Consider the following 14868-nt stretch of genomic DNA (forward strand, 5'->3'; position numbering starts at 1 on the left):
CAATGACGATAATAGGAAAGGCAGTAGCATCGACAAAAAGATTGTAGCAAATGGCAGGACTGCTGCAACCGAACTGTGCAGAACCTTGCTTTTCTAATTATTTTTTTCGGGTAAAAATAAACAAGTACCCGTTTACAGCTAACAATGGATTAAAAAACCACCTCAAACCCCTCCTTGAAAACAAGGCGGGGAATTAAAAACCTAAATTAGTTTCGAGTTCAAAAAATAGCGTTATTACATTCAGTTAAACGTTTTATTAAAATATTTTCAAATAAATTTTAAAATTGTTTGCATTTAAGAAAAATAATCATCTACTTTACGGTGTACAAAGTACACAAAGACAAAATGACTTATAACACTTCGATTATTACAACGATTATTATTACCACCGGGATAAACCAGAGGGGCTAATTTGTTGTAAATTGAATTAACATAAAACACAGAAAGCGTCCCGACACAAATCGGGACGCTTTTTTTTTAAACCGAAAACCATAGAAAATTGCACAAACCATTGATTAACAAGCAAAATTGCAAGATTCATTAAAACCAAAAACAATGAAAGTATTAAAATTCGGCGGCACATCCGTAGGTTCGGCCGAGAACATTAAAACGCTACTAAACATAGTAGCTAAAGAAAAATTACAAAGCAATCCGGTAGTTGTATTATCGGCAATGAGTGGCGTAACCAATTTGCTAACCGAAATGGCCGAAAAAGCCGAACGAGGTGAAGATTACGACACTGGACTTAAGGAAATTGAGGCTAAACATTTCGCCGTTATCCGTTCGTTGTTACCAGCAGCAGCGCAAAACCCCGTGTTTACCCGCCTAAAAATTTTCTTCAATGAATTAGAAGATTTATTGCAAGCTGTAACCAACCTTAAGGAGTTGAGTTTGCAAACTAAAGACCAGATTTTAAGCTATGGCGAGCGCTGTTCATCTTTCATGATTGCGCACATCGCATCGCAACAATTTGCCGAAGCTTTGTATGTAAATGGCGCTGAATTTATTAAAACCGATAGCAACTTCGGACAAGCAAAGGTTGATACTGAGCTAACGGAAATGCTGATCAACGATTTCTATCAAGGAAATAAAGATAAAGTGCTTTTCGTAACGGGTTTTATCGCCAGCAATGCAGCGGGCAGAGTGACTACGCTTGGTCGTGGTGGTTCTGATTACACCGCAGCAGTTTGGGGCGCAGCGTTAAATGCAGAAGAAATTGAAATCTGGACTGATGTAAACGGCATGATGACTGCCGACCCACGCATTGTTAAAAAAGCATTTTCTTTACCAGAATTGAGCTACACAGAAGCAATGGAATTGAGTTATTTCGGTGCGAAAGTAATTTATCCGCCGACAATGATTCCCGCTTTTATGAAGAAAATCCCGTTGGTTATTAAAAATACTTTTCATCCAGATTTTGCAGGAACTTACATAAAAAGCGATGTGAAGGCATCAAGTTTACCAATAAAAGGCATTTCATCTATCGACCACATCAGCATCATTAACCTAACCGGTAGCGGCATGGTTGGCAAGGCGGGTTTTAGCGGCAGATTGTTCTCTTTACTTTCTCGCGAGCAGATTAACGTGGTTTTGATTACGCAATCATCATCAGAGCATAGCATTACTTTCGCGGTTAAACCAACTGATGCCGGACAAGCGATTGCCTTAATTAAAAAGGAATTTGAACTGGAGTTAGATGCCAATAAACTAGCTTTGCCCGAAGTAGAAAATAATCTTGCTGTTTTGGCTATTGTTGGCGAAAACATGAAACGTACGCCAGGCATGAGTGGTCGTTTATTCAGCGCTTTAGGTCGTAACGGTATTAACGTTAGGGCTATTGCTCAAGGTTCGTCTGAGTATAACATTTCGGTAATTATTAGTGCAGCTGATTTATCGAAAGCGGTTAATGCGGTTCACGATGCTTTCTTTACCGATTTAAAACGTACGTTAAATATTTTCTGCTTAGGTACAGGAAACATCGGCAAAACTTTGTTTAATCAGTTAAAAGAGCAAATGCCTTTCTTGGCAGCAAATAACGATTTACAGGTTAAGGTTGCAGGCATTAGCAATACCCGAAAAATGATTTTCAATCCAGAGGGTTTATCGCTAGAAGATTGGGAAAATGAACTGAATACAAATGGCGAGCAGGCTGATTTGGCCGGTTTTGTTGAACGCATGAAAGCGCTAAACTTACCAAACTGCGTTTTTGTAGACAATACCGCTGCCGAATCCCCAATTCAGTTTTATCAAGGTGTTTTTGAAAGCAGCATTTCGGTAGTTACTTGCAACAAAAAAGGTAACTCGGCCGATTTTGCTCAATACAAATCATTTAAAGATACTGCCCGTAAATTTGGGGTTGATTTTTATTACGAAACCAACGTTGGTGCAGGCTTACCAATTATCCGTACCCTAAAAGAGCTAATGATGAGTGGCGATAAAGTGGCCAGAATCGAGGCGATTTTATCTGGAACGATTTCCTACATCTTTAACAATTTTAAAGGCGAAGCTGGTTTTTATGAAACGGTTAAAGAAGCGCAGGAATTGGGTTATACCGAACCAGACCCTCGCGATGATTTAAATGGAAAAGATTTTATGCGTAAAATGTTAATCTTAGCTCGCGATGCAGGTTACCCCTTAGAAGCGGATGATGTAAAAATCGACAATATTTTACCTGAGGCTTGTTTAAACGCGACTTCTGTTGAAGATTTCTATTCAGAATTACAGAAAAATGCAGCATACTTTGAAGATCTGAAAAACAAAGCAGCAAACGATGGAAAGGTTTTACGCTATATCGGTAAGCTTGAAGATGGCAATGTAGAAATCAGCTTGCAAATGGTTGATGATAGTCATCCTTTCTATATGCTTTCTGGAAGTGATAATATTATTTCGTTCACTACTGATAGGTATAAAGCTCGTCCGCTTGTGGTAAAAGGCCCGGGTGCAGGTGCAGAAGTTACCGCAGCTGGTGTTTTTGCTGATATTATAAATGTGGGTTCTTTAAGTTAATTAAGATACAGTTTGTCATGCTGAGCCTGTCGAAGCACTTTTTTCAAAGGTCTTCGATAAACTCAGAATGACAACTTTCGTAATTTGAACGATTACTAAATAACTCAGAAAAAAAGATTTTTAATTGATTTTGGAGAAAGGCTTTTATTCCTTACTCCTTCATCCTTATTCCAATATGAAAGACAATATAAAAGTTTTCGCCCCAGCAACCGTAGCCAACGTGGTATGTGGTTTCGACGTGTTGGGTTTCGCCGTTAATGAGCCCGGCGACGAAGTGGAAATGCGTTTAACCGAAACACCTGGCGTTGTTATAAAAAAAATTACTGGCGATGATGGTAAATTACCTTTAGATGCTGCTAAAAATACGGTGAGTGCAAGTGTTCAGCATTATTTGCAACACATTAATCGATTGGATGTTGGTGTAGAAATCGAACTGCATAAAAAGATGCCAATCGGTAGCGGTCTGGGTTCTAGCTCAGCAAGTACTGTTGCAGGTTTATACGCCATAAACAAATTAATGGGCGATTTATTAACTGCCAAAGAGTTAGTTCCTTTCGCGATGAAAGGCGAAGAACTGGCCTGCGGTTATGGGCACGCCGATAATGTTGCGCCTGCTATAATGGGCGGATTTGTTTTAATTAGAAGTTACGAACCACTTGATGTAATTTCTTTACCTACGCCTATCGGGATGTATGCAGCAATTGTTTATCCACAGGTTGATGTACCCACCAAAGACGCCCGCCAGATGATTCGCAGCAAGGTATTTTTAAAAGATGCAGTAACCCAATGGGGAAATGTTGCAGGCTTAGTAAGTGGATTATTTATGAATGATTTCGACTTAATTGGCAGAAGTATGAAAGATGTTTTGGTTGAACCAACCCGTTCGATTTTAATTCCTGGTTTTGAAGAAATGAGAAGCCTGGCTATGGAAAATGGTGCAATCGGTTTTGGTATTTCAGGCTCAGGCCCATCGGTTTTTGCTTTAACAAAAGACGAAGAAACTGCCAGAAAAATAACCAAAGCGCAGCAACAACATCTTCATAAAATTAATATTAACAGCAAAGCTTTTGTTTCTTCGGTAAATGCTGAAGGACCGAGAGTTATTTAAGTAATAAGTTTTACGTTATAAGTTAACTAGTGCAAAACTTAAAACATAAAACTTAAAACCTACAACTTAAACCATGAAACTATACTCAACCAACAATAAAGATTTACGTGTTTCTTTTAAAGAAGCCGTTTTTAATAGCATGCCACAAGATAAAGGCTTGTATATGCCCGTGGAAATCCCTCAATTGGATGCTGATTTTATCGAGAATATTGAAAAATATACTTTACCAGAAATTGCATATAAAATTGCTTCAACATTATTAAAGGATGAAATCCCAGCCGAGGATTTAAAAGCCCTGATTGATGATGCCATCAATTTCGAAGCGCCAGCAGTAAAGCTTGATGATAAAACTTTTGTACTGGAACTTTTTCATGGCCCATCATTAGCATTTAAAGATTTTGGCGCTCGTTTTATGAGCCGGGTAATGGCTTATTTCTTAAAAGATGGCGAACAATTATTAGATGTTTTAGTGGCAACTTCTGGCGATACAGGCGGTGCCGTTGCACTCGGTTTCTTAGGCGTACCGAATACAAGGGTTACTATTCTTTATCCAGAGGGAAAGGTTAGTCCGATACAGGAATTGCAGTTAACCACCAACGGACAGAACATTAGAGCTGTTGAAGTAAAGGGTACTTTTGATGATTGCCAGGCTTTAGTTAAACAAGCGTTCGCAGATGATGAACTGAATGAGAAATTCCGTTTAACTTCTGCTAATTCGATTAATATTTCAAGATTAATTCCGCAAACTTTCTATTATTTTAACACTTATGCACAATTAAAAAGGCAAGGCTTAAATAATGTAATTTTCTCTGTTCCTAGCGGAAATTTTGGAAATATTGGTGCTGGTTTACTGGCTTACAAATTAGGTTTGCCTGTTAAACAATTTATTGCAGCTACAAATGTAAACGATACCGTTCCTCGCTTTTTAGAAACTGGTATTTATGAAACTAAACCATCCACACAAACCTATTCTAACGCAATGGATGTTGGCGCACCAAGCAACTGGGTTCGCATTATGGATTTGTTTAATCAAGATGTAGATGGATTGAAAAAAGTGGTCACTTCTTATCGTTTTACCGATGAGCAAACCCTTGAAGGCATAAAGGAAATCGATAGTAAACTTAATTATGTGGCTTGCCCGCATACTGCAATTGCTTATTTAGCAATTGAAAAGTACAGAAAAGAAAATCCTGCTGATGATAGTGCTGCTGTATTTTTATCTACTGCACATGCCTGCAAATTCCCTGATATTTTTCCTGAAGACATTGCTGCAAAAATTGAAATTCCAGAGCAGGTTAAAGCGTTAGAAAGTAAACCAAAACAAGCTTCAAAACTAGGCGTAGATTTTGAAAGCTTTAAAAATTACTTGTTGAGTAAGGATTAAACCCGATTTCTTAAGGATTGAAGCTCATTTTTTATTAAGAGAAAAAAGATATAAATTTGATTACTAATGCTACAAAATTGTTTGCATTAGTAATCATTCCTAATCGCTCCTAAAAATGACAACAATTGATAGAAGATCTAATCTTTCTTATAAAGAATTTATTGAGAAATATCAAAAAACTGGTACTCCCGTTATCTTAGAAAATGCTACCGAAGCATGGGGAGAAAATAAAATTTTTACGCCCGAATTTTTCAAAAAGAACTTTGGTGATAGAACAACCAATTTTGCTACTGAAAAATACACCATTTCTCAAATTCTTGATTTAACAGAAAAAAGCACGCTGGAAAATCCTGCACCCTACCCTGTTAAGTTTAACATTCTTCAGCAACTACCTGAGCTACTAGATTATTTTAAGCCATTACACATGAATTTGTGTACGCCGAATTGGCTTAAGGCAAAAGTCTTAAAAAATAAACTTTCTAACGCAATGGATTTACACATCGGCGGTATAGGAAATGCCTACGAAGTTCATAAAGATACTTATCATGTTCATGCTTGGCTCATTCAGCTTTACGGAGAAAAGGAAGTTATTGTTTTCCCAAAAGACCAGGAAGAATTGATGTACCCGGGAAAGGGTGGCTTACTGGCTTCACGTTCACCAATTAACATAATGAACCCTGATTATGAGAAATATCCAAGGTTTAGAGAGGCAACACCAATTAAGGCAACACTTAAAGCTGGAGAAGTATTGTATATTCCAAGCGGCATTTGGCATACAACAAAAGCCTACGGACAAAACATTTCTACAATTATCGATCAGATGAATTCTTCAAACTTCAAAGCCTGGCGCAACGATGTTTATTCATATAAAGCTTATCATGATAAAAAAAGAGCGGTGGTTGATTACATTGCAGCAAGTTTTATAGGTGCAGCTTGCAAAATTGGCGATAAAATTGGTGTTAAATTCGAATAACAAAAAAAGTTTAATATAAGGGTCGGACAATTTTCGGCCCTTCTTTATTTAAAAACAACTATATATTGATAATCAAAGTGCAACAGAAAAAAATATTGATGTACAATCAACACGGAATTTAACGTTTTAAATAAGAGAAACATTTTTTAAATTAGATTTCTCGTATTATCAACATTTCTAGCCGATGATTATTAAAGAGATTGAAGATGCAAGCGCAGATTTATATAGCAAAGCTTTACCACACATTTCTATAGATTGTGTGCTTTTTGGCTTCCGAGATAATTGCCTTAACACTTTATTACTAAAATTTAAGGATGAACAGAATTGGATGCTACCTGGTGGTTATGTGCATAAAGATGAATCATTGGATGATGCCGCAAAACGTATTTTGCTTGAACGAAGTGGCGCTGAGAAGATATTTTTAAATGTATTTAACGTTTTTGGCAACTTAAATCGTTCTGAAGTCTTCTTCGAAGATTACAATGATGATTTGTGGCATAAACAGCGTTTTGTAAGTGTTGGTTATTATGCATTGGTAGACCATACAAAGGTAACTCCCGTCGTAGATGTTTATTCAGATATTTGTGAATGGGTGCCAGTCGATAATCTTCCAAATACGATAATGGACCATGGGGATATTGTAAAAAAAGCGCTGGCTACACTTCGCGAACAAATCAGTTATAAACCTATCGGATATAATTTATTGCCAGAAACATTTACAATGCCCGAATTACAGGCATTGTACGAAGCCATTTTAGGGCAAAAGTTAAACAGGGGTAATTTCTACCGAAAAATAATGCGTTATAACATCCTGATTAAACTTAAAGAATCAAGGAAAGGTGGCGCACATAAAGCACCGAATTTATATCGTTTTGATGAAGAAAATTATAAAAAAGCCTTAAACGATTTTAGCTGGTAATAAAAAAAGCCAGAATTTCTTCTGGCCTTTTCAAATAATAATTATTCACCTTTTTGTGTTTTTATAGATTGAAGCTCTCTTTTAAGCTCATCTATCTGTTGCTGCTGCTCTTTAATACTTCCAACCAAAAGCGGAATCAAACGCTCATAATCTACTTTAGTCATTGTAGCAGAATTAAAGGCATTTTTTCCTGCCGGATATTGCTTCGCCTGCACAGCCACTACCGATGGCACAGCCGCTTTTGCATCCGTGCCAACAAAGCCATACTGTGGCGTTGATGGAAGTTTCAACTTTTCCGCCCAGGCTTTATCGTAATTAAAGCTTACAGGCTGTAATTTCGAAACCATCTCTAGTGAGTTATTTACAGGTTTAACATTATTTTGTGCAACCTCTTGTGCACGAAGTGAAAATGATGCGGCAACAAAAAATACCGCGAATGAAATTGCTCGTTTCATATTATGATGTATTTAGAATTTATAAATATTTAATTGCTCTCAAAAAATCTGAAAGACATGGAAAGATTATTGGAAAATATCTTTCTAAATGGATGGTGGAGGCGTTAAAACCTCAGGAAAATAGGCTGCAATCGAAAAATTATCAGGAATAATCAATTTCTGCTCTAGCACTGGAAATAAATGTAAAGATGAATCGAAGAAAACCTGATTATCAAAATATTCATGCTCAATTTTCTTCTCTTCTTTTTCGGCATCGTCACCTAATGCGATGTATTCAATATTTGAAATCGATGATTTTAAATACGACAGCACATCACTCACCTTCAAAAATAAAGTAAGCGCAATGCAAATAATTAAAACGTATTTAAAACTGATAAACTTCATTGCTACAAATATAAGTTGTACAATTTGTTAAACAAGTTATTGTAGGTTAAAGTTTTGCAAGAATTTTGTTCATTTCACTTGTTACCAAATCGATATCGGCTACGGTGGTACGCCAATTTACAAATGCAGCTCTAATCCCTTTTTTGCCTTTATAAACCGTTGCGGTCATAAAAACTTTTCCGCTTTCGTTCAAAGTATTTAAGAACTCAGCAATCTTTTCATCATTGGTTAGTGTGAAGCAAACTGTATTTAAACGTATCGGAGCCAACAATTTAAAGGCAGCATTTTCATTTATAAATGATGAAAAGTAAATGGCTTGCTCTACATTTTGTTCAACAATTTGTTGATAACCAGACTTACCATAGCTTTTCAACGTAAACCAAGCTGGCAAAGCCTTCAATCGACGAGAGTTTTCAGGCAAAAAATTCAGGTAGTTGAAATTTTCCAATGGGTTTCCTAAATAAGCAGCATTTGAATTTTGGAAAGTTTCCATCTGTAGTAATTGATGCTCATTTCTGATTAAGAACACCGCACTCTCATAAGGTACATTTAACCATTTGTGGCAATCAACGGTTATACTGTCAGCAAATTCCCAACTATTTAATAAGTGAGCGTATTTTGGAGAACATGCAGCAAAACCACCGAAGGCTGCATCAATATGCCACCAAAAATTATATTTTTCTTTAAGATTATGGATGGCTTTAAAATCGTCAAAATCGACCGTATTTACAGTTCCTGCACTTGAAATTAGAATAAATGGTTGCCCATTTAATGCGATTATTTTTTGTTCTAAATCAAGAATATCAATAGCTTCTCTATTTCCTTCCGCAACTTCAATCTGAATAACGTTATCACTTCCCAGTCCCAACATGGCTAAAGATTTTACCGCTGATGAATGTGGCGTTGCCGATAAAACCTTTACCGAGCCAGAAATTCCTTCACGGGCGAAATCCTTACCGTGCAGTCTACCTATCCACTGGCGTGCAACGGCAAGGCTGGTAAAATTCGACAAAGTTGCACCCGTTACAAAACCACCGAAAAAACTATCTGGAAGGTTAAAAAGTGAGCATAACAGTTTAATTGTTTCTAATTCAATAGCGGCTGATACATCTCCATTACCTTTTGCAGTTTGTGTATTTTGGTCGTAAACTGTTGCAAGCCAATCTCCTGCAATGGATGCAGGCGTTGTACCTCCGGTAACAAACCCCCAATATCTTGGTCCAGAAGAAGCGACAATGGTTGGCTCGAAACGTTGGTTAAATTCCTTTAAGGTTTCAACAGTACCCAAACCTTCAATGTCCAAATCGTTAACCATTTCAGTTTTCGATTGAGCACAGGTTGACCGATTATTAATAGCATTTAAGTAATCTAATCCTTGCTGCGAAACTTGATTAATTATTTCCTCGAGGTTTTGTAAATCGTTATTTAAATGGCTCATAATAAGATTAGGGATATAGAAAGTCATTACTAGGTACGAAGCAATCTCTCCTTTAAGTCAATTGCTTTGCGCTTCGCAACGAAGTGCGTAATAATTTTAAAAAACAGCTTTCGCAATTTGTTTGGTTTGTTCTGGTCTGCCCATAGTGTAGAAGTGTAAAACAGGTGCACCAAAATCTATCAATTCTTTACATTGCTTAATCATAGCTTCGGTTCCGATTTCCTTTGCTTCTGCATTATTTTTTGCATAAGATAATGCATCCGTTAATTCTTCGGGTAAATCTATGTGGAAAATTTTAGGCAAAACATTAAGCTGCGTAAGTGTGCTTATTGGTTTCAAGCCAGGGATAATCGGAACGTTAATATCGTTTTCGCGGCATTTTTTAACGAAATCAAAATATTTCTGATTGTCGAAAAACATCTGTGTTACTATAAATTCTGCACCCATATCAACCTTCCTCTTCAAATATTTAAAGTCGGCGTTTAAGTTAGGGGCTTCAAAATGTTTTTCAGGATATCCGGCTACGCCGATACAAAAATCGCTTTTAAAGGTTTCGATATCTTCGTGTAAGAATTTACCTTCATTATGGTTTTTGATGTGCTCAATTAAATCTGTAGCGTAACAATGTCCGCCTTTTGTTGGCACAAAAGCACTATCGGCAGCACGGGCATCGCCTCGCAAAGCCAAAACATTATCGATACCTAAAAACTGTAAATCGATTAGAGCATTTTCGGTTTCCTCTTTAGTAAAACCACCACAAATTAAATGTGGAACGGCATCAATTTTATATTTATGAATAATTGCAGCACAAATTGCAATAGTTCCAGGACGTTTACGATAGGATACTTTTTGCAATAAACCGTTTTCTTGTTCCTTATAAATGTAATCTTCTCTAAGCGATGTCACATCAATAAATGGTGGATTAAACTCCAAAAGCGGATCAATCGCATCATAAATCCATTGAATACTTTGCCCTTTTATCGGTGGTAATAATTCAAAAGAGAATAAGGCTTTGCCGTTTGCGTTTTTTATATGGTCTGTAATTTTCATTGAGTACGTAGTATATAGTAGTTAGTATCCTGATTAAATGCCTAAACTTTTTTGCAAACCACTAATCATTTTTTGTATTTCATTTATCTGGATTATTGTTTCATCATAAATGATTTTATCAATATACCCAAATTCAAAAGCTATTATTATTTGTGTCTCCAGCTCGAATGCGGAACCCAAACTGATACTTAAAAATTGATTTAGTTCTTTGTTAGATTTCCTCCCGCATCCTTCAGCAATATTTGATGGTATCGATATAGCACAGCGTGTTATCTGAGATGTTAAAGAATATTTTTCTTCTGATGGAAATGTTCTGGTAATTTGAAAGACAGATTTAGATACTTCAATCCCCATTTTCCAAACTTTAAGCTCTCTGAAATTATGCATTTTGTCTAATTACTTTATACTAAATACTAACTACTCGATTAATAAGCCAAATTCGGACTCAACCACCTTTCAACCTCTTCAACCGACATATCTTTCCTCATGGCATAATCTTCAATTTGATCTTTAGTAATTTTTCCTAAACCAAAATATCTTGATTCTGGGTTGGAGAAATAAAATCCACTTACTGCTGCTGTAGGATACATAGCATAGCTTTCAGTAATCTTCAAACCTATTTTTTCTTCTGCATCTAAAAGTGCAAATAAAGTGCCTTTTTCGGTGTGTTCTGGACAAGCAGGATAACCTGGTGCCGGACGAATACCTACATATTCTTCTTTAATTAATTCATTATTGGATAAATTTTCATCTTTTGCATAACCCCAATATTCCTTGCGAACCAATTCATGTAGTTTTTCTGCAAAAGCCTCTGCTAATCGATCTGCAAGTGCTTTTACCATGATGCTGTTATAATCGTCGTAGTTTTTTTCGAACTCAGCGACCAGTTCGTCACAGCCTATGCCCGTTGTAACTGCAAAACCACCAAAATAATCTTGCACGCCACTCTCTTTATCTGCAATAAAATCTGACAAAGCATAATAAGGCTGACCATCTACTTTTTCTGCCTGCTGACGTAAAGTATGAATCCGTACTTTTTCGGCTTTGCCATTTTTTAGTTTTTCATCTGCTTTAAGCGTATTGCTTCGCACTTCAAGCTCTATATCATCGCCTATGGCATTAGCTGGCCAAAAACCAAATACCGCCTTTGCAGTTAAAAGCTTTTCATCTACGATTCTGTTTAACAATACTTGTGCATCATCAATAAGTTTTTTGGCTTCATTGCCAACATTTTTATCATCAAATATTTTAGGATAACTACCACGAAGCTCCCAGGTATGGAAAAAGGGTGTCCAATCTATGTATGGTACAAGTTCTGCCAACGGATAATCATCCAACACTTTAGTTCCGGTAAAACTTGGTGCCGGAGCAACTTTTGTAACGTCTATCTTAAATTTATTTTCCCTTGCTTGTTCTAAAGTTTTAAAACGTTTATCCGAACGTTTGTTCAAATGCGCTTCACGGGCCTTATCATATTCGGCTTTAATGCCTGCAACATATTCATCCTTCGTTTCAGGATTCATTAAAGTACTACAAACCGTAACACTTCTCGAAGCATCTAAAACATGAATTGCAGGGCCGGAATAATTTGGCGCAACCTTAACAGCAGCATGGATACGAGAAGTTGTTGCACCGCCAATAATTAAAGGAATAGTAAAGTTTTCACGTTCCATTTCCTTTGCAAAGTGTACCATTTCATCCAATGATGGTGTAATTAATCCACTTAAACCAATAATATCAGCATTTATTTCTTTGGCTTTTTTGATGATATCCTGAGCAGGAACCATCACACCCAAATCTACAATTTCGAAGTTATTACATGCCAAAACTACACCTACGATATTTTTACCAATATCGTGTACATCACCTTTTACGGTAGCCATTAAAACTTTACCTGCCGATGAACTTTGATTTTGATCAGGATTATCTAACTTTTCTTGCTCGATAAATGGAAGTAAATAAGCTACTGCTTTTTTCATTACCCTTGCCGATTTTACAACCTGTGGCAAAAACATTTTCCCTGCGCCAAATAAATCACCCACAATGTTCATCCCATCCATTAACGGGCCTTCAATAACCTGAATCGGACGGGCATACTTCTGGCGAGCTTCTTCTACATCATCATCGAGATATTCTACAATACCTTTAACCAACGAATGAGATAATCTATCTTCAACCGGGCCTTTTCGCCACTCATCATCCTTAACAATTTCTTTGCCTTTAGATTTTACGGTATCAGCGTACTCAACCAATCGTTCGGTTGCATCTTCCCTTCTATTTAAAAGAACATCTTCAACTCGTTCTAATAATTCTGGCGGAATTTCCTGATAAACTTCCAACATACCCGCATTAACAATCCCCATATCTAAACCCGCTTGAATGGCATGGTATAAAAACGCAGAGTGCATCGCTTCGCGGACGACATTATTTCCTCTGAAAGAGAATGAAATATTCGAAACACCGCCACTTACCTTTGCGTAAGGCAAGTTTTCTTTTATCCACCTTGTGGCATTTATAAAATCAACAGCATAGTTGTTATGCTCTTCCAATCCGGTTGCAACAGTTAAAATATTAGGGTCGAAAATAATATCCTCTGGAGGAAAACCGATTTCATTAACTAAAATATCATAACTGCGTTTACAAATTTCTTTTCTACGCTCATAATTATCGGCCTGGCCTTGTTCATCGAAAGCCATAACTACAACTGCTGCGCCATATTGCATAATTTTTTTGGCGCTTTCGCGGAATTTATCCTCACCTTCTTTAAGCGAAATCGAGTTTACAATTCCTTTCCCCTGCAAGCATTTCAAACCATTCTCGATAACCGACCATTTCGAGGAATCGACCATGATAGGCAATTTGGCAATATCAGGTTCGGATGCAATAAGGTTTAAGAATTTGGTCATGGCTGCTTCCGAGTCAAGCATACCTTCATCCATATTTACATCAATTACCTGCGCACCGCCTTCAACTTGTTGCAAAGCAACGGCAAGAGCGGCTTCATAATCGCCACCTAAAATCAGTTTAGAAAATTTAGGTGACCCTGTAATATTGGTTCTTTCACCAACGTTTACAAAAATACTTTCAGGCGTTATCGTTACGGGCTCTAACCCACTCAAACGCATATAAGGCTCGATTACAGGCAATTTCCTAGGCGATGCTTTTCTTGCATTGTTAGCAATACAACAAATATGATCTGGAGTTGTGCCGCAACAACCACCAACAATATTAACAAAACCTGATTGAATGAAATCATCTACCAAATGAGCGGTTTCATGGGGCTGCTCATCGTAAGCACCAAACTCATTTGGCAAACCTGCGTTTGGATAAGCAGACACATAACAACCAGCTTTTGCAGCCAATTCTTCGATATGCGGACGCATTTCTTTTGCACCCAATGCACAGTTGAAACCAATACTCAATGGTTTCGCGTGCATAATCGAGTTTAAAAAAGCCTCGGCTGTCTGTCCGGATAATGTTCTGCCAGAAGCATCAGTAATAGTACCCGAAATCATAATTTCGAGTTTACGACCAATAACTTCTTCGTATTTTTTAATGGCAACAATTGCCACTTTTGCATTTAAAGTATCAAAAATGGTTTCAATGAGCAACACATCCGAACCACCATCAACCAAACCACGTACCTGTTCGTAATAAGCTTCCTCTAATTCATCAAAATAAACCGCTCTGTAGCCTGGGTCGTTAACATTTGGCGACATAGAAAGCGTACGATTGGTTGGTCCAATAGCACCGGCAACGAAGCATTTACGATCTGGATTTTCAGACATAAATTCCAATGCAGCTTCTTTGGCAACCCGAGCGCCTTCAAAACTTAATTCGTACGACAAATCTTCCATCTGGTAATCTGCCATAGAAATACGTTGCGTACTAAAAGTATTGGTTTCGATAATATCGGCACCAGCTTTTAAATATTCAAGATGGATGGCCTTGATAATATCCGGACGAGTAATATTAAGCAAATCGTTATTGCCCTTTACATCACAAGGATGATTTTTGAAACGCTCTCCTCTAAAATCCTCTTCTGTTAACGTATAACGCTGAATCATGGTACCCATCGCACCATCAATTACCAAAATACGTTTTTCTAATTCTTCTCTTATGCTCATTTGTTGCTGATAGTTAGTATCAAG

The 14868-nt window shown here is 37.2% G+C and carries 11 protein-coding genes; 5 read left to right on the forward strand and 6 right to left on the reverse strand.

Annotated features, from left to right (window positions below):
- The first annotated feature begins 555 nt into the window (after positions 1–555).
- The 5 genes from thrA to R2Q16_RS03050 all read left to right on the forward strand — a co-directional run bounded on the left by thrA (position 556) and on the right by R2Q16_RS03050 (position 7390).
- Positions 556–3006 (forward strand): bifunctional aspartate kinase/homoserine dehydrogenase I, encoded by a 2451-nt coding sequence (gene thrA, locus R2Q16_RS03030; protein ID WP_316735095.1) that lies wholly within the window; start codon positions 556–558, stop codon positions 3004–3006.
- Positions 3007–3181: 175 nt separating this feature from the next.
- Positions 3182–4114 (forward strand): homoserine kinase, encoded by a 933-nt coding sequence (locus tag R2Q16_RS03035; protein WP_316735096.1) that lies wholly within the window; start codon positions 3182–3184, stop codon positions 4112–4114.
- A gap of 73 nt (positions 4115–4187) precedes the next feature.
- On the forward strand, positions 4188–5498 hold the full coding sequence (gene thrC, locus R2Q16_RS03040) for a threonine synthase (RefSeq protein WP_316735097.1): 1311 nt from the start codon (positions 4188–4190) through the stop codon (positions 5496–5498).
- Between the two features lie 115 nt (positions 5499–5613).
- Positions 5614–6471, forward strand: a complete 858-nt coding sequence (locus R2Q16_RS03045; RefSeq protein WP_316735098.1) for a cupin-like domain-containing protein — start codon at positions 5614–5616, stop codon at positions 6469–6471.
- A gap of 184 nt (positions 6472–6655) precedes the next feature.
- Positions 6656–7390: an NUDIX hydrolase gene (locus R2Q16_RS03050; protein WP_316735099.1), complete on the forward strand. Its 735-nt coding sequence runs from the start codon at positions 6656–6658 to the stop codon at positions 7388–7390.
- Between the two features lie 41 nt (positions 7391–7431).
- Here the strand turns inward: R2Q16_RS03050 and R2Q16_RS03055 are convergent, their stop codons facing one another.
- The 6 genes from R2Q16_RS03055 to metH all read right to left on the reverse strand — a co-directional run bounded on the left by R2Q16_RS03055 (position 7432) and on the right by metH (position 14844).
- The gene (locus R2Q16_RS03055; RefSeq protein WP_316735100.1) at positions 7432–7845 is read right to left on the reverse strand and encodes a tail fiber domain-containing protein; all 414 of its coding nucleotides are present in this window, start codon (positions 7843–7845) and stop codon (positions 7432–7434) included.
- 84 nt (positions 7846–7929) lie between these two features.
- Positions 7930–8229 (reverse strand): hypothetical protein, encoded by a 300-nt coding sequence (locus R2Q16_RS03060; protein ID WP_316735101.1) that lies wholly within the window; start codon positions 8227–8229, stop codon positions 7930–7932.
- Between the two features lie 46 nt (positions 8230–8275).
- Entirely contained in the window at positions 8276–9667 is a 1392-nt protein-coding gene (locus R2Q16_RS03065) for a pyridoxal phosphate-dependent decarboxylase family protein (protein ID WP_316735102.1), read from the reverse strand.
- 96 nt (positions 9668–9763) lie between these two features.
- A complete protein-coding gene (metF, locus tag R2Q16_RS03070; protein ID WP_316735103.1) occupies positions 9764–10717 on the reverse strand; it encodes a methylenetetrahydrofolate reductase [NAD(P)H] in 954 nt (317 codons plus the stop codon).
- A gap of 33 nt (positions 10718–10750) precedes the next feature.
- Positions 10751–11104 (reverse strand): four helix bundle protein, encoded by a 354-nt coding sequence (locus R2Q16_RS03075; RefSeq protein WP_316735104.1) that lies wholly within the window; start codon positions 11102–11104, stop codon positions 10751–10753.
- A gap of 38 nt (positions 11105–11142) precedes the next feature.
- Complete coding sequence (metH, locus tag R2Q16_RS03080) at positions 11143–14844, reverse strand: methionine synthase (RefSeq protein ID WP_316735105.1); 3702 nt, start codon at positions 14842–14844, stop codon at positions 11143–11145.
- Between the last annotated feature and the right edge of the window lie 24 nt (positions 14845–14868).

It is taken from the genome of Pedobacter aquatilis (genome assembly GCF_032678425.1).
Lineage (GTDB): Bacteria > Bacteroidota > Bacteroidia > Sphingobacteriales > Sphingobacteriaceae > Pedobacter > Pedobacter aquatilis_B.

What these genes read in the sequence shown, in the direction of transcription:
- R2Q16_RS03055 (WP_316735100.1), bottom strand. Translation starts at nt 7,845, where the DNA reads ATGAAACGAGCAATTTCATTCGCGGTATTTTTTGTTGCCGCATCATTT.
- metF (WP_316735103.1), bottom strand. Translation starts at nt 10,717, where the DNA reads ATGAAAATTACAGACCATATAAAAAACGCAAACGGCAAAGCCTTATTC.
- metH (WP_316735105.1), bottom strand. Translation starts at nt 14,844, where the DNA reads ATGAGCATAAGAGAAGAATTAGAAAAACGTATTTTGGTAATTGATGGT.
- R2Q16_RS03050 (WP_316735099.1), top strand. Translation starts at nt 6,656, where the DNA reads ATGATTATTAAAGAGATTGAAGATGCAAGCGCAGATTTATATAGCAAA.
- thrA (WP_316735095.1), top strand. Translation starts at nt 556, where the DNA reads ATGAAAGTATTAAAATTCGGCGGCACATCCGTAGGTTCGGCCGAGAAC.
- thrC (WP_316735097.1), top strand. Translation starts at nt 4,188, where the DNA reads ATGAAACTATACTCAACCAACAATAAAGATTTACGTGTTTCTTTTAAA.
- R2Q16_RS03075 (WP_316735104.1), bottom strand. Translation starts at nt 11,104, where the DNA reads ATGCATAATTTCAGAGAGCTTAAAGTTTGGAAAATGGGGATTGAAGTA.
- R2Q16_RS03065 (WP_316735102.1), bottom strand. Translation starts at nt 9,667, where the DNA reads ATGAGCCATTTAAATAACGATTTACAAAACCTCGAGGAAATAATTAAT.
- R2Q16_RS03045 (WP_316735098.1), top strand. Translation starts at nt 5,614, where the DNA reads ATGACAACAATTGATAGAAGATCTAATCTTTCTTATAAAGAATTTATT.
- R2Q16_RS03035 (WP_316735096.1), top strand. Translation starts at nt 3,182, where the DNA reads ATGAAAGACAATATAAAAGTTTTCGCCCCAGCAACCGTAGCCAACGTG.
- R2Q16_RS03060 (WP_316735101.1), bottom strand. Translation starts at nt 8,229, where the DNA reads ATGAAGTTTATCAGTTTTAAATACGTTTTAATTATTTGCATTGCGCTT.